Annotated in this window: 18 protein-coding genes; 6 read left to right on the top strand and 12 right to left on the bottom strand. The window is 48.2% G+C overall.

The window, feature by feature from the left end:
* Window positions 1-20 precede the first annotated feature (20 nt).
* Window positions 21-2,312: a hypothetical protein gene (locus NO352_RS17205; protein WP_289356235.1), complete on the top strand. Its 2,292-nt coding sequence runs from the start codon at window positions 21-23 to the stop codon at window positions 2,310-2,312.
* Between the two features lie 254 nt (window positions 2,313-2,566).
* On the opposite strand, the gene NO352_RS17200 is transcribed toward NO352_RS17205, so the two are convergent.
* The 6 genes from NO352_RS17200 to NO352_RS17175 all read right to left on the bottom strand — a co-directional run bounded on the left by NO352_RS17200 (window position 2,567) and on the right by NO352_RS17175 (window position 9,127).
* Window positions 2,567-3,742 carry an MFS transporter gene (locus tag NO352_RS17200; RefSeq protein WP_005548759.1) on the bottom strand — a complete coding sequence of 392 codons (1,176 nt, stop codon included), beginning with the start codon at window positions 3,740-3,742 and terminating at the stop codon, window positions 2,567-2,569.
* Between the two features lie 183 nt (window positions 3,743-3,925).
* Window positions 3,926-5,158, bottom strand: a complete 1,233-nt coding sequence (locus NO352_RS17195) for an aminopeptidase (RefSeq protein WP_005548757.1) — start codon at window positions 5,156-5,158, stop codon at window positions 3,926-3,928.
* 183 nt (window positions 5,159-5,341) lie between these two features.
* Window positions 5,342-5,554 (bottom strand): hypothetical protein, encoded by a 213-nt coding sequence (locus NO352_RS17190; RefSeq protein ID WP_005548755.1) that lies wholly within the window; start codon window positions 5,552-5,554, stop codon window positions 5,342-5,344.
* A 134-nt stretch (window positions 5,555-5,688) separates the two neighbouring features.
* On the bottom strand, window positions 5,689-7,131 hold the full coding sequence (locus NO352_RS17185; RefSeq protein WP_289356234.1) for a DUF4179 domain-containing protein: 1,443 nt from the start codon (window positions 7,129-7,131) through the stop codon (window positions 5,689-5,691).
* Entirely contained in the window at window positions 7,132-7,668 is a 537-nt protein-coding gene (locus NO352_RS17180; RefSeq protein ID WP_005548751.1) for a sigma-70 family RNA polymerase sigma factor, read from the bottom strand.
* A gap of 439 nt (window positions 7,669-8,107) precedes the next feature.
* A complete protein-coding gene (locus NO352_RS17175) occupies window positions 8,108-9,127 on the bottom strand; it encodes a hypothetical protein (protein ID WP_005548749.1) in 1,020 nt (339 codons plus the stop codon).
* Between the two features lie 193 nt (window positions 9,128-9,320).
* On the opposite strand from NO352_RS17175, the gene NO352_RS17170 reads away from it, so the two are divergent.
* Entirely contained in the window at window positions 9,321-9,791 is a 471-nt protein-coding gene (locus tag NO352_RS17170; RefSeq protein ID WP_289356233.1) for a GNAT family N-acetyltransferase, read from the top strand.
* Window positions 9,792-9,880: 89 nt separating this feature from the next.
* Here the strand turns inward: NO352_RS17170 and NO352_RS17165 are convergent, their stop codons facing one another.
* A complete protein-coding gene (locus NO352_RS17165) occupies window positions 9,881-10,891 on the bottom strand; it encodes an RluA family pseudouridine synthase (RefSeq protein WP_289356232.1) in 1,011 nt (336 codons plus the stop codon).
* Between the two features lie 271 nt (window positions 10,892-11,162).
* Here NO352_RS17165 and recQ point away from each other — a divergent pair, with 271 nt between their 5' ends.
* From recQ to NO352_RS17145, 4 genes are all read left to right on the top strand, one after another.
* Entirely contained in the window at window positions 11,163-12,980 is a 1,818-nt protein-coding gene (gene recQ / locus NO352_RS17160; protein WP_289356231.1) for a DNA helicase RecQ, read from the top strand.
* A gap of 43 nt (window positions 12,981-13,023) precedes the next feature.
* Window positions 13,024-13,386 (top strand): chaperone CsaA, encoded by a 363-nt coding sequence (csaA, locus tag NO352_RS17155; RefSeq protein ID WP_005548744.1) that lies wholly within the window; start codon window positions 13,024-13,026, stop codon window positions 13,384-13,386.
* 245 nt (window positions 13,387-13,631) lie between these two features.
* A complete protein-coding gene (locus NO352_RS17150) occupies window positions 13,632-15,440 on the top strand; it encodes a B12-binding domain-containing radical SAM protein (RefSeq protein ID WP_289356230.1) in 1,809 nt (602 codons plus the stop codon).
* A 249-nt stretch (window positions 15,441-15,689) separates the two neighbouring features.
* Entirely contained in the window at window positions 15,690-15,851 is a 162-nt protein-coding gene (locus NO352_RS17145; protein ID WP_289356229.1) for a hypothetical protein, read from the top strand.
* A 113-nt stretch (window positions 15,852-15,964) separates the two neighbouring features.
* Here the strand turns inward: NO352_RS17145 and NO352_RS17140 are convergent, their stop codons facing one another.
* The 5 genes from NO352_RS17140 to NO352_RS17120 form a co-directional block, all read right to left on the bottom strand.
* Entirely contained in the window at window positions 15,965-16,696 is a 732-nt protein-coding gene (locus NO352_RS17140; RefSeq protein WP_289356228.1) for an ABC transporter permease, read from the bottom strand.
* A 1-nt stretch (window position 16,697) separates the two neighbouring features.
* Window positions 16,698-17,411, bottom strand: coding sequence for an ABC transporter permease (locus NO352_RS17135; protein WP_005548736.1), 714 nt, complete (start codon window positions 17,409-17,411; stop codon window positions 16,698-16,700).
* A complete protein-coding gene (locus NO352_RS17130; RefSeq protein WP_289356227.1) occupies window positions 17,408-18,322 on the bottom strand; it encodes an ABC transporter ATP-binding protein in 915 nt (304 codons plus the stop codon). The genes NO352_RS17135 and NO352_RS17130 overlap by 4 nt, the downstream gene beginning before the upstream one ends.
* Window positions 18,323-18,529: 207 nt before the next feature.
* Window positions 18,530-19,912 (bottom strand): sensor histidine kinase, encoded by a 1,383-nt coding sequence (locus NO352_RS17125; RefSeq protein WP_289356226.1) that lies wholly within the window; start codon window positions 19,910-19,912, stop codon window positions 18,530-18,532.
* Window positions 19,909-20,583: a response regulator transcription factor gene (locus NO352_RS17120; RefSeq protein ID WP_268598782.1), complete on the bottom strand. Its 675-nt coding sequence runs from the start codon at window positions 20,581-20,583 to the stop codon at window positions 19,909-19,911. The genes NO352_RS17125 and NO352_RS17120 overlap by 4 nt, the downstream gene beginning before the upstream one ends.
* Window positions 20,584-20,636: the final 53 nt, after the last annotated feature.

Genomic DNA, 20,636 nt, shown 5'->3' with positions numbered 1-20,636 from the left:
TTATCCAGGGAGGGTTATCAATGCGAACTGAATTAGCCGAAGAGGTACAAAAGTACAAAGATTTTATAGAAGAAGAGCTGACCCAAACGATATCAATGGATAAGCTGGTAGCTCTATTTAAGGAAATGTCGAGTGCGGCAAGGCGAGAAATGGCGATAGACCTGCATTTACCCTCGGTTCGCACTTCGAAAAGTATGCCCACCATATTATTTATTAAAGAGATTCGCAAATACGTAAAATCAAGACAGGATCATTTTAATCGAAAATATACACTAATCACGTCAATAATCAAGCAACTCATGGTCATCTTAGAAGAGGAAGATGAAAATAGTCTGGAAGCGTTTCTTACACGGCAGGAGTCCATTGTGGCAGAACACGGCTTTTGGCATTACTATTGGTCATTGTATTTTCATCCAGGCAGAACCGAGCAAGAGTCACTTTGGAACCAGGCCATGGAAGAGTTGGAGAGTAGGGAAGGATTAATTACAGAATTCCCTGCTGAGGCTGTGTTGCATATGGCAAGTGAACCATCCTCTCTATTAGAAGAAGCAGCACCGGCTGTTGATACTTCTGAACCCTCAACGGAATTGGAACACCGATTGATAGAAATGAAGAAGAAACTGAATCATGAAGCACATTTGCGCAAGCAGGCGGAGAACGCGCTAGGCAAGACGGAGAAGCAGATTCATCGCTTAAATCGTCAACTGTCTGATACAGCACTCCAGCTTCAGCATGTCGAGCAGAAGCTGAAGCAAGTGCAGCAGGACAAGGATGTACATATTCAAGAATTAGAAGCGCAAATCACACAGCTTCACGAGGAGCTTCGGCTGAGCCGTCAAGAACGGAGCAAGCTGCTGAAGGAGTCTGAGTTGATGCAGCAAGAGATTGCTGGCAAGGAAGAACAGACGGAGTTCATTCGTCATGAATTGCATAGCCAAGAGGAGAAGCTGACACAATTGCGCAGGCAGCTTACTGTGCTGCGAGCGGACAACGATGAATTGAATCGGCAGTGCATGCAGTTGAAAAAATCCGCTGCCGCCGCAAAAGCGGAAGTTCTGCGTCCTAAGTCATTAACCTCGTCGGTTCAGGAATTGATTCAACTGTTATATGCCGATGTGGAGGATACACTTCATGCGGCTCGCCACGCAGCCATGCATTCTGGCAAGGACGGAAGACAGAAAATCCGTATGTCACTGGAGCTCATTGATGAGCTTGAGCAATTTATAGAAGAGCGAAGTGAGCACTCTCCTGAACGGTCTGTTACACCTCCAGAGCATTCCCATTCTGGCAAGGCACAGCCGGAAGGTCAATTGAATGTTGTGCAGGAACATCAAAGACATGAATCGATCCCATATGCAGAGTCGGCATGTGCGTTAGAGAGCAGCGGTACAGCGCTTTCGGAGCGGGAAGCAGGTAGCAATTTTACTGAGCCCTATGCAATAATGGCTACGGATGCAGAACTGTCCGACGAGACAGACGAGAGCGGAGTGAATGGCACGTTCTTCCGCCGTGATCATGGCGGCTACATTGTATTGGAGACCGGTCAAACATTCAACATTACGGAAAGTCTAGTGCTTCAGCACCAATTGCAGCATGAGGCTGGTGTGCTGTGCCGTCCGAAGCAGCATGATCCAACGCAGTACGATATTGAACTGCTCCTGCAAGGAGATGACAGCAACAGCTCTATTATTCAATATGATGGCTATGTACAGCTCGGAGAGCATTTCACCTGGTACTGTGTTGACCTGAATGATCCACAGAGCCGCTTCCCGCTGCATGAGCGGGATGTGGCCATTCGTACGCCGAAGGATGGGGATCCTTGCTCATTTAACGTAGAGATTGGGAAGCAAGTAGCACGATTATCCCGCTTATATCGGGCTCAGCCTGGATTAGAACTTGAAGCGAAACGCACAGCAATGAATGGGAGCCAAGGTCAAGGCGGAGCTGGAGCGCGTGCAGCGAAGGCACAGGCGAAGAAGGAGTACGAGAAACCAGAGCCATTCCTGAAAGGGCATCAAATTACCATTGTCGGCGGACTCAAAAAATGGTTTGAAGAAGTGGTTGCAGAGACAGGGGCCGAACTGGTGCATGAGAATGGGAAAAATCCGAAACGGATCTTCCACGATCTGAAGCGCTCATCCGCATTATTCCTTTTGCTTACGGCAACCTCGCATCAAGCCTATTGGGATTGTGTTGAAATCGCGAAGCAGAATCAGATTCCGTTCTATTTCATCGAGGGCTCCAAATCGAATCTGCGTCATCTCCTATGGAGTCATCAAGAGCAAATCATTGCGCATGCCAAGGCAAATTAAATAGAAATGGCAGGAGAGGGAGTAGTGCCCTCTCTTTTTTTATGGGTAAGTGCGATTCTTTTCCTATATGAATCTGCATTTCTCATTAATCGCGATGAGACAGTGGAGGCACAACTTTCAAGTCAGGTTTGATGAATGAAGAACTGAAATAGCATGGAGCTGCCTCCCCATGCTATTTTAGTTTTTTATTGAGATAGTGAAGGAAAATAGTATCTATAAATGAGTCCATGATTCATTCTATTCCTTACGTATGCTTAGGCTGATAGCTGTTGCCGTCCCGTATAAAGCGCACTTGTCATCAACCCCATGGAAGCAACGATAAGCGCGGCTGGAATCCAGAAGATTTGCGGCGTGACACCATCAATGAAGAGCGGCAGGAAGTAGCCGATTAAAGAAGCCGTTTGCGAAATGAACACGTATAAACTGGCACCAAATCCTGCCTTATGTATGAACATGCGCTGCACGTAGCCCATTGCGACACCGTATAAAACGGAAACAAAGAAAGAATACAACGGCTGCATAAGGAAAAACACCGTCAAGGAATCGCTTGTGCTATAAGCAATATAAGTTATAAGTGCGAACAACCCTCCGAACATAATAATGGGTTTGCTGCCATACTTGGCGGCCCAATAGCCCGCCATCGTCATGAACAGGAGCTCGAATATGGCTTGTATGCTCCATATGAAGGACATCAATCTCGGATCGCCGAATTGCTCGTTCACAACAAGCGGCAAGTATAAGCCGCGTATGGCATCAGCACATGATAGGAGCAGGATGGCAAAGAGCATGATGAGTGAAAAGGGTTCGCCTGCTTTGGCGGATGCTGCTGACGAATCGAGCGTAATTTCCTTGTAGAACAAGAGCAGCAGGAACAAGGAAGCATATCCGGCAAGATTGCCCCACAGTACCCCGTGGAACGTCGCCAGCAAGTATAAGTTTGCGCCGACGAGTAGCCCGGTAAAGAAGCCAACGCTGTACGTGGCGCGCATCCAGATTTGCGCCATCTCCACAATATCAGGAGCAAGCCGCGTAACATGATTTCGCGCCATCGCGAATAGCTGCCCCATAATCATCCCAGAAGGGGCAGTGGCGAGAGCCATCCCGATTAGCGCCTGTACATAGCTGTCTGCATTCATATAGATGACGAGGCCAATCATACAGACAATAGACGCGAGCAGGGGAATTGTCTTCTTGCGCTTCATAGAATCGCTAATCATGCCGACACCAATCGTAAGCACCATGTTCAGAAACAGGGAAATTGCAAAAATAGATGCAATCTCTACCTTGCCGAGCCCTAACGATTCCCGCAAATAAATCGCGTTCATTGGGGCCAGAATCCCCATGCCGATGCCGTACAGGAACAGGGTAAGGACGAGATGCAGAGCGCCTTTTACTCGAAGGAATTGCTTGAAATCATGCCATATGCGCATGGAGGGGAACACCTCGAATTCCAAATGATTAGATTCAGCATGCAAGAAACGGCAACCGATCTTCTTTCTTGCTTCTGTCTTATTCTCCCATTATGCGGCAGGTATGGAGCGGAGAGCAATACATGATTGCGATAAAAAAAGCAGCAGAAGCGGGAAGCTTCTACTGCTTTGCATATGCCATTATTAGATTGCCCAGTTGCCTTTGCGGAAGATAGGCTCTGTTGTCCCATCCTTATGAATGCCGTCGATATCCATGTCCGCAGAACCGATCATGAAGTCTACGTGCGTAATGCTGCGGTTCACGCCGCTCTCTTCCAACTCTTCTTGGGACATCTTCGTTCCGCCCTCTACGTTGAATGCATAGCCGCTTCCGATCGCCAAGTGGTTGGATGCATTCTCATCGAACAGCGTGTTGTAGAACAAGATGTTCGATTCGGAGATTGGAGATTGATGCGGCACAAGCGCCACTTCGCCCAAGAAATGTGAGCCTTCATCTGTGTCGACGAGCTGCTGCAGGATTTCTTGGCCTTGTTCGGCTTCTACCTTTACAATGCGGCCATTTTCGAATGTGATTTTAAAGTTATCGATCAGGTTGCCGCCATAGCTAAGCGGCTTCGTGCTGGACACATAGCCGTTAACGCCTAACTTATGAGGCACCGTGAATACTTCTTCTGTTGGCATGTTCGCCATGAACGGCACGTCCTGCTCGTTGACGCTGCCTGCGCCTACCCACAGATGCTTTTCTGGCAATTCGATCGTCAGGTCTGTTCCAGGAGCTGTATAGTGCAGCTTGTGGAAATGCTTGCCGTTTAATACTTCAACCTTTTTATGCAGGTTTTCATTATGTTCCGTCCAAGCTTGAACCGGATTATCCGAATTCAAACGGATGGATGTGAAGATCGCTTCCCACAGCTTCTCAACTGCTTCTTCTACAGCTACGCCAGGGAATACTTTTGCCGCCCAATCGCGAGAAGAGGCTGCAACGACCGTCCAGCTTACTTTGTTCGCTTGTACGCAGCGGCGGAAATGCTCCAGTGCTTGTCCAGATGCTTTTTGGTTGTTGCCGATACGCTGTGGATCGACCCCTTTCAGCAGGTCTGGGCTGGAAGAGACGATAGAGATGAATGCAGCACCTTTATCGACGAAAGAGTTGCGTTTCATTGCTTCCCATTCTGGGAATTGGGTGAACACGTCGTCAGATGCCTTCTCAAATTTCAAGCGAGTAGCAGTCTCGTCTGACCAATCGATATGTACGTTGCGTGCGCCTGCTTCATATGCTTTGCTAGCAACGAGGCGGGCAAGTGGAGCGACTTCGATAGAACTGTTTACGAATACATCCTGATCCTTTTGTACGTTGACGCCGACCTTTACAATAAGTTCAGCATACTTTTCTAATTGCTGCTCGAAATTTACCATGGGTAGCCACCTCTGTTCCTTGAATTCATAATCTGAAGTCATTTCTCAGTATGTTCTCAATATACCATTATTGGAGGGGTTGCAGCAAAGTTTCTGGTGCAATTGGATATCGGATGCAGGTTATACATGAAAGAGGGGCTGAACTTCAGAACATAAAGCTCTGAGGCTCGCCCCTCCACGGTTTCACACACCCATGCGTTTACGCTGGTTGTTCGTCTTCTTCGTATGCTGGCTCTTCATTGTCGGTTGGCCAGACTCATGATGCTTGTGCACGCCTTGCGATTTCCCTTGGGCTTGCTTCTTCTGCTGCAGCATGCGCTTCGCGGCATCCGCCAAGCTCACTTTCTTACTCTCTGCAGCTTCAGCACCACCCTGGTTCTCCATGTGCTCAGTCATCGTATCACCCCCGTGCGGCAAATAGATCGGTAAGATGTGAATTGACTCCATCTCATCCCCATTATGAATGATTCTAACTGAAATGAATAGTAGGAGTTGTCGAAACTTACTTCTCTTTTGTACTTTATCGGATTTTACCGTATTGGGATTTGGAATTCAAGCTCCTTAAAGAAAATCGGCTTGGTCATCTTGGGTGTATACAATTTAATCTCCTGATTTTTATCCATGGGCTCATACTCGCTAACATAGGAATGTATCCCGTTGCTTTTGCTCAATAGTTTTGTGTTCCATTTGTAAGTAAGATGTTTCTGCTTGCCTTGAATGAATACAAGCCTTTGGGACTGAGCTGACGGCCAATCGCCTTTAATATCATAATGGACAATTGTTTTGTCCTGTTCGAACATTAGGCTCTTTACAGTAACGGAACCGATATCGCCTTGCTGCAGCTTGCATGGCAGAGCGTTTAGGTCTAACGGAATGGCTACATCCCCGTACCGATTTGCTCTCCCGACAGGCAGGAAGCGGATCGATTTCACATGCTCGGCCAGTGGCGCATACTGATACAGCATTTCGTACTCTGCATTCTTCGGCCGCGTTCCGCTATATCTGCCGCGTCCTCCTTCCCATGCAATCTCATTGCCGTTCTCGTCTATGACGAGGAAGCTGATGTCAAGCCCTGTGAAATCGGGACTATTAGCTTTGCGGGCAGTCTGACTGGATTGGGTCAAAAACCGGATTTCCGTGCCAAGCGGCGAAGCGATAACGGATTGCAGCGTGATATAGCCGCGCCCGTCCAGCGTTTTTTTTGTTTCCATGACCGATATTTTTTTGGTAGGCGCGTTATTCAGCTTGATGGGAACATGGAACTCCCAGTTCCCTTTAACTCCGTTAACGTCACCGACCTGCTTGATCGTAAAAGAGAGGGTAAAGTTATCCGGAATCTTGTCGCTTTGCTCCAGTATCTCGCCATTCATTGATCCGAACGTCAAAATGCCGAAATGCTCGGTCGGGGACTTGGCTTGTGTTTTCGTCATGGCATAGATCCAAGATATCGTCGGGTCGTCACTGCTCAAATTGGGCATTTCGAATCTTTGATAGTTAGGCGTAATAACAGGAAGCTCCGCCTGCGATTCCTCCTTGAACCCGAGCTTGATTTGAGCGCCGTCGTACAATATTTCTGTAATGGTCAATGTGATGCCGTTGTCCGTCGCGCTAAGATTCACGGGAACGGACATGCCGTTCCGATTGGCATGCTGCAGCAGGTCATCGCCAAGCGAATCGAAGATTTGCCCGATAAAGGGCACTTTTTTGAGCGTTTCGGCCATAACGGGTGAAATGAAGCCCGAAGCTAATATCCCGCTGATGATGAGCAGGGCCGACACGGCGACATACCAAGCTTTGCGTCTTCGTTTGCTGTGCAGGCTGTTGCGTATATCAAGAAGTTCCGCAGCAGGCGCAGGCTCGGTTTCCAGCGAGTGAAGCGTTTGTTCCAATCGCGATTTCACGAGCTTGGGAATTCCAGAGCCGAGATCAGCGGCAAGCCGTTCGCGGATTTGCTTGTCTACATGTGAATCCATTCAGATCATAAGCTCCTTTCCGCTGCCGTTATGGATATTGAACATATCCGCCAGTTTATTTCGCGCCCGGTAAAGTCGGGACTTTATCGTGCCGACGGGCTGATCCAGCAGATCCGCAACTTCCTTAAGCGGCAAGTCTTCCAGATAAAATAGCGTGACGACAATTCGAAGATCCTCATCCAAAGCGTTGACGATCTCTAGTGTTTCAATATGCACGTAATCGTCAGTCTCGGTTCTGGCATGCTGAAGCTCAACAAACGGTACGGTTTTCTTCTTTTTGCGAAGCAATGCCCGGCATTCGTTGACCAATATCCGAATAAGCCATGTCTTAAAATATTTCGGCTCGCGCAATGAATGAATCGATCGATATGCTTTCAGCACGGCTTCTTGGATGGCGTCCGCGCAATCCTCATCGGAATGCACGATTGACTTGGCAACTCGGTACAGGGAAGCTTCATGGGTTCGGATGAGCGTTCCGAATGCCTCCTTTTCCCCTTGGCGAGCCTGTGCTGCCAACTGTTCTAGCTGCTGTTGCACAATAATAGTCTCCTTTATAGCGTTTGTTCAATGATCTATGCGGCTTATCGGTATCTGAACTTGGAATTCAAGCTTCTTATAGTAAGTCGCTTTATGCATTTTGCTTGAATATAGTTTGATAGGCTTGTCTATTGGTAACGGATATCGCCAACGTAGGAGTATACGTCATTGTTCAAGCGCAGCTTAGGGGCCGTAGGAGCAATAAGCGACATGCTCCAAAATCCAAAAGTCCCCTTTTTCATTGATCTTACCATAGACGCTCGGCTTTCCTTGTTTGTGAACGTATACTGCTCCTCTTCACATTAACCTGATAGCCTTTCAACCTGGCTCGGTATCCTTCTGGATCGATCGGTTTTGGTTAATGTACTCATTAGATGGCGCCAGGTTGGGACGAGGTTCACGGGAAAATAAAAAAATTGCGGCACTTGGCAGTGGCAATTTACGAGCCTGATGGTACAGAGATTGACATGCCTACGAATTTCCCTTTATCATCGATCGATCCAGTAACGGTCGGACTACCGTTTTTCGTGAACGTGTACACATTATATGTGACGTTTACTTGATATCCTTCCAGGTCAATTTGGAAGTGCTGCTTGGCTATCGGTCCGGCGGCTGTTATGGCTTCTTCGTTGCTGTAAAGAGGCTTTGTGAACACTTTCTTCCGTATTTCTTCGGGAATATGATCATTGAAGCCGGGAAGAGAGAAGGACAGCAGCCTACAGGATGCAGTATCGATATTGATTTCATATGGCGTGAAATCAACGCGGAATCGTGCTGTCTTACGATTTCCGTCCTTTCTGGCAATCGAAACTTCCACCTTGTCTGAGAGCTTTTTATGTTTTCCGTCGGACAGAGACACAATGGTCTCTTTAGCAAGCGAGCTCCATTTTGGATCTATGTTAGCAAGCTGAAAATCTATGGTGGTGCGAATAGACTTCCCGGTAATGGCGTCAATTGAGCCAGAGAAGCCTTCGCCGCGAAATGCCCAATAGTTTACGCTGTTATCTTTATAACGTTCTACTTTTTTAATGACGAATTTCCGCTTCGGATCCATGTTCTTTAAGGCTTTTTGGATCGTAGATTGAAGAGAGGCTTCAAGTTCCTTCCACTCGATTTCGATGTGATATGACACGTCATTTGTGATCTGAACGTTGGCGCGTTTGTCTTTCGATTCTAAGAGAATCTCGTTCGGACGAAGCCAGCTATATTCTTTTTCCTTAACAGTATGAAGGGCTGTCAGCTCGATTGTTTTTTTGGGAATGAGCGTCTTTAGCTCTTCCTTTATTTTATGTAGCAGCTTCGGATCGAGCTCGGCAATCGTAGACGGGAGCTTTTTATTCTCCTGATTCTTCTGCTGCGCCGCATATGCGGTGTGATACGGCGGTAACGTGGTAAGTCCGGTCAGCATTACGCTTGCTGCGATTGTAGCGGCAATTAATTTATTAGAATTCGTGTTCATCATAATCCTCCTCAGTTATGTCGTCACATCGATTAGACGGCAGGAGGCACACCTCAGGTTCACGGAATTACATAAAAAAATAGCAAAGAGGCATAACCGGGCCCCGTAACATGTACAGATTATTTGGCGTACTTCATAATGGATGGGAGGCGGTTCGCATGCCAAAGGTAAAAAATAAGGAGTTTGAAATATCATGTATATACGACAATTTCAAGTAGAGGATATCGACCAGTTAGTCGCCTTATTTTACGATACGGTACACACCGTCAATGCAAAAGATTATACTGCAGCACAAATACAAGCCTGGGCGCCAGCCGATGAACAGGAAGAGAAGCTGGCTCGCTGGACAGAGTCGTTAAGCCAGCATCTTACGTATGTAGCGATTCGGGACAATGAATTGATCGGATTTAGCGATATGGCTGCTGACGGGTATTTGGATCGGCTTTATGTTCATAAGGATGTTCAGCGGCAAGGCGTCGCAACGGCATTGTTGTCCAAGTTGGAGCAGGAAGCGAGGAATCTGGGACTGGATGATATGAGAACAGATGCAAGTATTACGGCACGACCCTTCTTCGAGCGGCACGGGTTTTGCGTGATTCAAGCTCAGACGGTACAGCGCAGAGGAATCGATTTGGTTAATTATAAGATGAGCAAACGATTGTAAAAAAATAGCCGACCTCCTTTTTTAAGGAGATCGGCTATTTTTGATGTTCGCTAGCGCGATACCGTGATAAATCGTGAGCTGATTTGGATTTAACGGCGATCTTTTTTATTTGTAGCCGCTCCGTCTTGCTGCAGCAAGCGAGTAAACGGCTTCGGAATGCCCGTATCGAATCGCATTGGCGCGTCAGTTGTCGGATGGCTGAATGCCAGGATGCGCGCATGCAGACCAAGACGTCCTAGTCCTCTCGATTTGGCTCCGTACTTCTTGTCACCTACGATCGGATGACCGAGATCCTCCATGTGAACGCGAATCTGATTTTTGCGCCCCGTTTCGAGATGAACCTCCAGCAGGGAGTAAGCGCTGTTCGCTTCTAGTGTTTTGTAGTGCGTAACCGCATGCTGGCCATCGTTTGGATACGGACTGGAATACATCTTAAGTGTTTTCATTTCCTTCAGCCAAGAGGAAATTGTGCCTTCCGGCTGGCGAACCTTCCCCTCAACAAGCGCGACATAAGAACGTTCGTGCACGATCTCTTTCCAGTTATTTTGCAGCAGCTGTTTGACGTCTTCCTTTTTAGCGAACATCATCACGCCGGACGTATCCCGATCGAGACGGTGCACAACAAATATGCGGTTGCTCGGATGCTGCAAACGAACATGTGTCGTCAACTGGTGGTAGGCTGTCATTTCCTTTTCATGCTCGGAAGCAATGGACAGCAGGCCAGCTTCCTTGTGAATGACGATGATATCGTCATCCTCATGCAGTATCGACAAACCGACAAAGGGAGGAGCTTCAACGATTTTCTCCTTGGACAAGCTTACAACTTGTCCGGGCTGAAGCGGATGATTATAGGCTGTTACGGCTTGTCCATTGACAGAGATTTGACCGCGGGCAAGTGCGGATTTGATGGAGTTACGTCCCATATTTTCTACCGTATTTAATAAGAAGCTAAGCAATTCGGCTGGTTCCTGAACCGTATATTCGCGAGCCTTCGGCGGTGTCCGATGGGGTGGTTTTGTTGGTTTGGCTGGCTGGTAAGCTTTCGCCGGCTGATTCTTCTGCCGGCCTTTTCTCGGTTTATGGTTCTCTCGCTTACGCATTTCGTAAGACCTCCTTGATGAGTAGACAACTCTATACAGAACAGTGCGCTTCACAGATGGCGCTGATGGCGCGCTGTAGGACATGTTCTATGGAATGCTATCACTATAGCAGAAAGTTCGGACAGATTCTATTCAGAATAGGCAAAAAGGGTAGGCATATGGGCAGGGAACCGTGAAGTGGAAGCTATTACCTCATAGGAAAAGCCCATGTTATAATAAAGGACAGAACAACAGGTTGCCGCAAGGGAACGGGGAAAAGGAGTCTGCGTACATGTTTACAATGGACCAAGCACGAAGCGCATTGCAGCGAGTATACGGCTACGATGGCTTCCGTGATGGACAACGGAAAATTATTGAATATCTTTCTGCGGGACAAGATACGGTGGGAATTATGCCAACCGGCGGGGGCAAGTCGATTTGTTATCAAATCCCGGCGCTGCTGCTGCCTGGGGTAACGCTGGTCATTTCGCCGCTTATTTCGTTAATGAAGGATCAGGTGGACGCGCTGCACAGCTTGGGTGTCAAGGCTGGATTCATCAATAGCACGCTTGAGATGGGTGAAGCGGGACGTCTGATGTGGCAGGCCCAGGAAGGACGCATTAAGCTGCTCTATGTAGCGCCGGAGCGGTTGGAGACAGAATGGTTCCGGGAGCGCGCGAAATCGATTCCGATATCCATGGTAGCGGTAGATGAAGCCCATTGCGTCTCCCAATGGGGACATGATTTCCGTCCAAGTTATCGGACAATTGCACCCTTCATTCAGGAGCTTGTACATAGCGGTCGCGAGCGCCCGATTGTGGCGGCATTTACTGCAACCGCGACGCCGGAAGTGACGGAGGATCTCATGCAATCCTTGGAGCTGCTGGAACCCGAGCTTGTCGTAACTGGATTTAAGCGGGACAATTTGGCGTTTACGGTGCTGCGCGGCGAGGAGCGAAAGGCATTTACGCTTGATTATGTCCGGCAGCGGTCGAGCGAATCAGGCATTATTTATGCTTCGACACGGAAGGAAGTCGAGGACATCTATGACACGCTTAGACGTGCAGGAATTGCCGCTGGCCGCTATCATGCTGGACTCGATGATGAGGAGCGGGCGAAGATGCAGGAAGCCTTCCTCTATGATGATGTGCGTGTCATCGCGGCGACGAATGCGTTCGGCATGGGCATCGACAAGTCCAACGTGCGGTATGTGCTGCATTATAACATGCCGAAGCATATGGAAGCCTATGTGCAGGAGGCAGGACGCGCGGGACGCGATGGCGAGCCAAGCGAATGCGTGCTGCTGTTCCATCCGCAGGATATATTGACGCAGAAGTTCTTCATCGAACAAAGCGAGGCGTCACCGGAACGGAAGGCGAATGAGTATAAGAAACTGCAAGTGATGATCGATTATTGCTATACGACAGGGTGCCTGCAAAACTATATGGTTCGCTATTTTGGGGAAGAAGGCGAGCAGTCTTGCAGCGTTTGCGGCAACTGCAAGGATGAGCGTGAATCGATTGACATTACGATTGAAGCGCAGAAAATCTTTTCCTGTATTTATCGGATGCGTGAGCGGTTCGGCGTATCGATGGTAGCTTCCGTGCTGAAAGGATCGCGCAACAAGAAGGTCATGCAGTATGGATTCGAGAAGCTGTCCACGCATGGCGAAATGCGGCATTTGGCAGAGAAGGAAATTTCGGATCTCATCTATGTTCTTATAGCCGAGGGGTATTTGCAGCTTAGCGAAGGGCAGTATCCGGTCGTGCGGCTGCTGCCGCTGGCTGCGGATGTATTGAAGGGCAAGCGAACCGTTGAACAGCGGGTTGCGAAGTCGCTGAAACCGAAGGCGGGCACTGCCATTGATGAGACGATATTTGAGCAGCTTCGCCTTATTCGTCGTGAGCTGGCAAGCCAGGCAGGCGTTCCGCCTTACATCGTGTTCAATGACAGTACACTGCGGGAAATGGCAGAGATGCAGCCGACGACCGAAGCGCGTATGCTCCGTATTAAAGGGGTCGGGGAAGCGAAGCTGAAGCAGTTCGGCATGCCGTTCCTTGAATTTTTCCAGCAGCGGGATGAAGAAGCGGGTCGCTACGATATGGAATAGATCTGACGCAATGAATAGCGTATGAATAAGGAGTTGATACGTGATGCACGAGTTGAATCTGAACCAAATCAAGGCAGAAGCAAGCATTGAGGACTTTATGAAGCTCGATATACGTGTCGGAACAATCGTGGAGGCAGAGCCGTTCGAGAAGGTACGCAAACCAGCGATTAAGCTGTTGATTGATTTCGGGCCGCTCGGAACGAAGCGATCAAGCGCACAGATTACGGCTCGGTATACGCCGGACAAGTTGGTAGGAAGGCAGGTCGTTGCTATTGTAAATTTCCCGCCGCGCCGTATCGCAGGCTTTGATTCTGAAGTGCTTGTATTGGGTGGTGTTCCCGGGGAAGGCGATGTTGTCCTTCTACATGCAGATGAGCGCATTCCTAACGGCACACCGATTGCATAGCTTGATTTGAATGACAGAGAAGAGGAATCGTCCGATATGGACGATGGTATATTCGGGCGGCATGATTCGATAATCCATTTTTTATAGCATGTATAGAATACAGCAAGCTGTCGGCATTTTGCTTTTCTGTTCATGGTGGTTTTTTGGATGAATGTCGAGATCCGTCTTTACTTTGGTTATAATGGTATAGGCTGATACGAGCAACTCGGTCACGTAAGGTAGTGCCTGATGAGAGGAAGATCTAAATGAAAGTCGTACTTGCAACATTAAATGCTAAATATATTCATACTTCGCTGGCGATACGCTGCTTGAAAGCACATTGTGAAGGCGAGTTCGATGTCGACATTGCCGAATATACAATTAAGGATCCGGTGATGAATATCGTCTCGGATTTGTACCAGCGAGAGCCGGATGTGATTGGGTTCTCCTGTTATATATGGAACATCGAGGAGACGATTAAGGTCGTCAACATGCTGCGCAAGGTACGGCCGGAGATCCGCATCGTACTTGGCGGACCCGAGGTGTCCTATGACACGAAGGAATGGATGGAACGGCTGTCGGATGTTGACTTCATCGTCATGGGTGAGGGAGAAGAGACGCTGCTTCATTTGCTGCGGGAGCTCGAAGATGAAGGGAAGTATCATTTCGTATTCGGGTTGGCCTATCGGAATAAGCAGGGCGAGGCAGTGATCAATCCGCCACGGCCGAAGCTGGATTTGAATGAGATTCCGTCTCCGCACCGCTTTGCGGAAGATATTCCGAACCTCGGCAAACGTGTAGTTTACTTCGAGACAAGCCGCGGCTGCCCGTTCAGTTGCCAATTTTGCTTGTCCAGCATCGAGGTTGGCGTTCGCTATTTCGATATTGAACGGACGAAGGCCGATATTTTGTATTTGATTGATAACGGAGCGAAGCTAATTAAATTCGTTGATCGAACGTTCAACATCAAGCGCGATTACGCAATGGAAATGTTCCAGTTCCTCATCGAGAATCATCGCGGCTGCGTGTTCCAATTTGAGATTACGGCGGATATTATGCGTCCGGAGGTACTTGACTACTTGGCCGAGAATGCACCGCCTGGCGTATTTCGCTTTGAGATCGGCGTCCAATCAACGAACGATCCAACGAATGAGCTCGTGAAGCGGCGTCAGAACTTTACGAAGTTGACGCGAACCGTAACGAAGGTGAAGGAGAGCGGCAAGATCGACCAGCACTTGGACTTAATCGCAGGACTGCCGCTTGAGGATTACAATACATTCCGCAAAACGTTCAACGATGTATTTGCATTGCGTCCTGAGGAATTGCAGCTCGGCTTCTTGAAAATGCTGCGCGGTACAGGGCTTCGGCTGGATGCTGCGAAATACGGCTATGTCTTTATGGATCATGCACCGTACGAAATGCTGTCGAATGACGTGCTTCCGTTCCGTGATGTCGTACGATTAAAGCGCCTGGAGGACGTACTCGAAAAGTATTGGAACGCGCACCGCATGGATCGGACGATGGAGTATTTGATGCATACCGAGTTCGATTCACCGTTTGATTTCTTCCAAGCATTCGGCGACTTTTGGGAAGCAAACGGCTGGCAGAAGATTGGCCATCAATTAGAAGATTTGTTCGTGCGTTTGCATGCCTTCTTGAATGCACATGGGCTCAAAAAGCCGCACGTGGCATTAGGGCTGATGAAGCTTGATTACTATATGAGCCATAAATATAAACCACGCAAAGTGTGGTGGAGCGGACAGCTTCAGAAGGAAGAGGCATCGCGTGTTCTGCAATGGGCGGCTGTACAGGCTGAGCTTGTGTCTGAGCAATTCGCAGCATTGGATCTTTCAGAGAAGGAACTGCACAAGCACGCAGTTGTTGAGAAAATTCCGCAAGAAGCGATTGCACGCAGCAGCGCATTAGGCACTTCAGTTCGTTCAGAAATAGAATCCGAAATCACAGAAGATGGGCATGCGGATGATATGTACGGCATCTTTTTGTACCAGCAAAGCGATGACGAGAAGCCATTGCTGTTTACCGTAAATCACTCTGCTTTGGTGATAAATGAATAGCGCTTTGAAGCAATCTTAGGTAACATCCTAGGATTGCTTTTTTTCTGTCCAACGATTTTGTATTCTTGTCCAGCTATTGTGATAGCTGCCTACTTGCTCTTTTTTCCGTGAATGAAACGGGTTTGGCTATAATCGGATAGGACTTTAGGATCATTATTTTGCACCAATATAAATTTTTTTTATGATTCGTATAGTCCTGTGTTACCAGTAACATTCTGAACTCAACTAGAGAGGTTTGAAGGATGAAAAATGACAAAAGTCGCATTAAAAATGAGATTGATGCGGACGAGCTGCTGCAAAGTTATAAAGATGGGCAAGAAGCGTAAGGAGCAGCCTGCAGAGGATCAATCTGTGACAACAGAAGAATCTGCTTCGCAGCAGTCATCCTCGCAGCAACCGCCAATGTCATAAAATTTGAAATGAAATGTATGGGGTGTAACCCATATCATATAGAAAGAGGCAGATTAGACGACCATGTCTATCTACCTCTTTTTTCTATGTCTTTGCAAGATGTCCTCATAAAGCTACATATCTTTACGGTTGAAATAAATAAGTCCACTAATTAGAAAGAGCAGGAATCCACCGACAATGACGAACAAAAGAGTGCCAACCGATACATTGAATGCCCCGTATTTTTCCAAGCCGTTCATCGCGAGTACAGGCTGTACCCAAGGATACCATGGGCCGTACTTTTCCGAATTGACGATGAGCACATTCGGCAGTGTCAGCATCACATTAATAGCAAGCGGAGCCGCGAAGCTTGACCATGATACGGACACGAACAGCTGAAGCGCGGCAACCGGCAGGGTTGCCAGCCAGCCATTGGAGAAGGCTCTCAGAAATTCAGTCCAAGGGATAGGTGCTGCATATCCTTTCAATAGGCCGATAGCAATTGCACCTAGCAGGAACAGTACTTGTGTAAGTCCTAGCAGCAGTGCAACATGGGCGAATTTCGCCAAGTACAGGCTGGAGCGGGACACAGGCAAGGCGAGCATTTGCTTCCAACCGCCTCCTGCATGCTCGTACCGGCATATAAATGCGGAGAACACACCGGCCAGCAGCGGCAGGAACAAGATCGCGTGCGTGGTTGACATCGTCGACCATAAGTAGAGCCACTGGATCTCGGGCGGCTGCTGCTCAGATATGAATAATCCGATGAGCACGGACAGCAAAGGACTGATCAGGGCAAGCAGCCCGATACTGGATTTGCCCAACTTTAATCGTTCAGCTTGGAATAATCGCAGCCATGTTGTCACATCAATCCACATCCCTTCTTATGAAGTGAACAAGGCTGAACAGAAAGAGCACGAAGCCGATCAAAATGCCTGCGATAACGGAGTATTCTGGAATTTGGGCTTCGTTCACGAGCAGCGGCCACTTGTACGGCATCCAATCCGGCATTTTAATGGACCATACGCATACGATCGTGCCTAGAATTCCGCAAGTAAGCGGAATGGCTTGGTTACTGATAATGGTAGACAACCATAGTTGCAATGCGAGTATAGGCATAGCCGCTAAGAATGGATAGAAGCTGTTCTTGAGCAGCAGGGGCCAAGGGATATTTGTGCCGAAGCCGAGAAGAAGGCCGAGCAGTACAGATCCGACAGCAAGCAGCAGCGATGCGGTGAACATCATGAACAAGCTCAGGATATATTTAGATGTGAACACGCTGAACCGTGACACAGGAAGCGCGAGCAGTTGTTTCCATGAGCTTTGGCGATGCTCGATACTTGCGATTAAGGAAGTGACAAGCGTTATGCCGAACAATAGGGCAAGAACAGCCAGCATTTTAATGTCGCTAAGCAGCCCGAACCATATTTGATCCTTCAGCTTGGATACGAGGTAGTCATAACGCAAGCTGTAATTGAGTGCTTGAAGGCTGATAACGCCGAATGGACCTAGGACAATAAGCAGCCATATCCATGTATGGCGTATTTTCACTAAGTCAGATGACAGCAGCTTCCCGATCATCGTTTGTTCCCCTCTCCAGTCATTGAGAGGAAGATCTCTTCCAGTGACTGCCGCTGTTCTTCAACTCGGTACACGGATAATTGGTTATGGACGAGCAAATCAACGACGGAGGCGACCTGACTGTCAGGCATGTAGTTCATCAAGACGCTTCCTTCCTGCTGTTCCGCGATACACCCAGATGTGTTGAGCAAATTTGTTGCTTTGGCAGGATTCGATACGGCCAATCGGATGCGGTGCTGCGCCCGGCTTTGCAGCAGTCCGATTGAATCTTGAAATACCATGTGCCCATGCTGAATAATGCCTACGCGTGTGGCCATCTGTTCAATCTCACTGAGTAGATGGCTGGATACAAGGACGGTAATGCCATGCTGAGACGGCAGGCTCTTAATCAGCTCCCGGATTTCCAGTATGCCGGAAGGATCAAGTCCATTCGTCGGTTCATCCAGAATGAGCAGTTCGGGACTGCCTAACAAGGCTGCAGCAATCCCAAGCCGCTGCTTCATGCCGAGCGAGTACCCTTTGACTGGGCGCTGGGCATCCTTTGTCAATCTAACGATGGCGAGCACTTCATCAATTCTCGACTTCGGAACATCGATGATTCTGCGAATAGCCTCAAGGTTGTCCTGCCCACTCAGATGGGCATAGTACGAAGGATATTCCACTAGCGAACCGACCTTTCGCAAAATGTCCATCCGATGTGTACGCAAGTTTTTGTTAAAGATGCGTATGATGCCTTTAGTGGGACGTATGAGACCAAGCAGCATGCGAATCGTTGTCGTTTTGCCTGCTCCGTTCGGGCCAAGAAATCCATAGATGTCCCCCCGGTTAATCGTAAGCCGAAGCTGATCAACCGCATGACGATCGCCGTATTTTTTTGTTAATCCTTCGGTCTGAATAATTGTTTCGATCAATGTTTATCACCTCAATCGTAACGATACAGGCTGAAGGTTAAAACGAGAGCGACTGGTTGTTTAAATTCTGTTTAAAAAATGGAAAGTAAAGAAACCCACGATCACATAACAGCGTTCATGGGCGTTGAAAGGTTAATCGTTAATCGTGTATTACAACGTGATCAATCAAATGATAGCTTATACATGGCTGACACTAGATTCATATCGTTAGAGAGATAGAGGAAGGGCTGTTGGATATATAAGCATGACCGTGCCTTCTGGGCTGCTCATAACTTCCCAATGCAGCTTCATTTCATTTGTCATCATCTCCACTATGGTCAAGCCGAGACCAACACCTTTGCTTGTAGAGGCAGCATCCATGCCGGGGCCGTGATCCTCGATCGCAATAGCCATAGTCGATTCATGCTCTTGAATCGCAATTCTGACATAGTGACCTGCAGCGGCATGACGAACGACATTTTGAAATAAATTATCGAGTATTCGCGTCATCCATTGTGGATCAACGACCCAAGTGACGGAATGCTGTGGGAGATGAATAGTAACCTCAAATCCTTCCTTCTCCCATATGGGATACCAGCTTGCTGCCGATGTTCGTACAAGCCGCAGCATGTCCGTTGGGACGGGGTGCAGCGTATATTTATGGGCAGACAGAAGCGTGTACGCCAGCAAATTGTCGACAAGGTGCCCCAAGTCGCTAACTTTCTTATCGATCAGAACAAGCGACTGTTTGCCCTTCTCGGATAAGGACTCGTGCTGGAGCGAATGGGCATGGCCGCGAATCGTGGTCAAGGGGGTTCGCAAATCGTGAGACAGATTGGCGATCAGCTCCTTACGCAAGGACTCTTCTTCTTGTTCCCGCTGACGGCTCGAGGTGAGCTGCTTAATCATTTGGTTGAAGGTATGCTCGAGCTGGCCGATTTCATCCCATTTTGTAATCTCGATTGGTGCAGGCAGCCCATTTGTTGTATCGGCCACCATTGCCTTGCCCAGCCGCACGAGCCGATTGCGGAGCCGATAGAAGAACCACCAAGAGGCTGCTGTGAACAGAATAAACACGAGCACTACGATAATGAGCACATGAGTTGTGTTATAGCCTCCTCTATCTACAATCATCAAGCTGCGTGCAATTTGCATGACCATAAATCCTTGCTTCGAATCCTGCCCAATAAATGCAACAACGGTGAACGGATCTCCATCATAGCTTTGCTTCATAAAAGTAATGGCGTCTCCCGCTTCCCACTGTACAGGCAAATTGGGCTGTTCCGGCAGCTTCAGACGGGTGCTTCCATTCTGATCAACCCAGAATAGCTTGGCTTCCGGATACTCCTGCTTCAGTTCATGCAGGCGGCGCTCAATGGTGACACCATCCTTGTGATTCAGCTTGGCAGCTTCCTGATGCCATCGTTCTTCGAGCTTTGCTGCACTTGCATATATGTTCTCGGCAGGCTTCTCGTTATTGCTTAATAGGGAAGTATAATACAAGATGGTCGATGTTAATGGGAATATAATCGGCCATATCATGAGCGCGACAAATACGAGCGTCAAATACCGTATTAACAGTGATCTGCGCAGCGGGATCCGGGAGCTCATAGCTTCACCCGGTATCCGATGCCGCGAATGGTTTCAATAATTTCCGGATGCCCTGGATCGAATTCGATTTTTTCCCGCAAATACCGAATATGAACCATTAGCGTCTTATCTCCCTCCATGTAAGGCTCACCCCAAACGCTCTCATAGATCTGTTCCTTCGTAAGAATTTGATTGGCATGGCGAAGCATAAACGCAAAAATATGATGCTGCTTGCCGGTAAGGGTGATTTCCTCTCCAGTTTGGGCATGTACAATGTGATTATCGTGCAGGGAAATGCGCAAATGTTTCAGCTCGATGGCAGTAGGAGTTTGCTTCTCGAAGCGCCGAAGCAATACCTCTACTCTTGCGGCTAGCTCATCCGGATGGAATGGCTTCGTCACATAGTCATCCGCAAAATTCAGTCCTTGCAGCTTGTCGTCAATAGCTGTGCGGGCTGACAGCAGTAGAATAGGCGTATTTGGATATTCGCGCTTCAAGCGCTGCCCAACGGTGAAGCCGTCCAATCCTGGAAGCATCACGTCCAAGATGATGAGATCGCTATCAGGTGCGTGCTGAAGTGCATGTTCGCCCGACAGCAGCCACGTCACCTGGTAGCCTTTATCTTGCAAATAATCGCTTGTCCAGGTTCCAATTTCCTTGTCATCTTCTATGTATAGCAGTCGTTGATTCATTCTGAACGATCTCTCCCTATCGTGTCGATCTGTCATTGAACATTATAGCTCAA

The sequence above is a fragment of the Paenibacillus sp. S-12 genome (assembly GCF_030363895.1).
GTDB lineage: Bacteria > Bacillota > Bacilli > Paenibacillales > Paenibacillaceae > Paenibacillus_B > Paenibacillus_B alvei.
This window is presented reverse-complemented; position numbering and strand designations above follow the sequence as displayed.

Excerpts from the sequence above, each read along its gene's own strand:
- NO352_RS17170 (WP_289356233.1), top strand. The coding sequence starts at position 9,321 with ATGTATATACGACAATTTCAAGTAGAGGATATCGACCAGTTAGTCGCC.
- csaA (WP_005548744.1), top strand. The coding sequence starts at position 13,024 with ATGCACGAGTTGAATCTGAACCAAATCAAGGCAGAAGCAAGCATTGAG.
- NO352_RS17200 (WP_005548759.1), bottom strand. The coding sequence starts at position 3,742 with ATGCGCATATGGCATGATTTCAAGCAATTCCTTCGAGTAAAAGGCGCT.
- NO352_RS17185 (WP_289356234.1), bottom strand. The coding sequence starts at position 7,131 with ATGGATTCACATGTAGACAAGCAAATCCGCGAACGGCTTGCCGCTGAT.
- NO352_RS17190 (WP_005548755.1), bottom strand. The coding sequence starts at position 5,554 with ATGACTGAGCACATGGAGAACCAGGGTGGTGCTGAAGCTGCAGAGAGT.
- NO352_RS17195 (WP_005548757.1), bottom strand. The coding sequence starts at position 5,158 with ATGGTAAATTTCGAGCAGCAATTAGAAAAGTATGCTGAACTTATTGTA.
- NO352_RS17175 (WP_005548749.1), bottom strand. The coding sequence starts at position 9,127 with ATGAACACGAATTCTAATAAATTAATTGCCGCTACAATCGCAGCAAGC.
- NO352_RS17120 (WP_268598782.1), bottom strand. The coding sequence starts at position 20,583 with ATGAATCAACGACTGCTATACATAGAAGATGACAAGGAAATTGGAACC.
- NO352_RS17150 (WP_289356230.1), top strand. The coding sequence starts at position 13,632 with ATGAAAGTCGTACTTGCAACATTAAATGCTAAATATATTCATACTTCG.
- NO352_RS17135 (WP_005548736.1), bottom strand. The coding sequence starts at position 17,411 with ATGATCGGGAAGCTGCTGTCATCTGACTTAGTGAAAATACGCCATACA.
- NO352_RS17205 (WP_289356235.1), top strand. The coding sequence starts at position 21 with ATGCGAACTGAATTAGCCGAAGAGGTACAAAAGTACAAAGATTTTATA.
- NO352_RS17145 (WP_289356229.1), top strand. The coding sequence starts at position 15,690 with ATGACAAAAGTCGCATTAAAAATGAGATTGATGCGGACGAGCTGCTGC.
- NO352_RS17165 (WP_289356232.1), bottom strand. The coding sequence starts at position 10,891 with ATGCGTAAGCGAGAGAACCATAAACCGAGAAAAGGCCGGCAGAAGAAT.
- NO352_RS17125 (WP_289356226.1), bottom strand. The coding sequence starts at position 19,912 with ATGAGCTCCCGGATCCCGCTGCGCAGATCACTGTTAATACGGTATTTG.
- recQ (WP_289356231.1), top strand. The coding sequence starts at position 11,163 with ATGTTTACAATGGACCAAGCACGAAGCGCATTGCAGCGAGTATACGGC.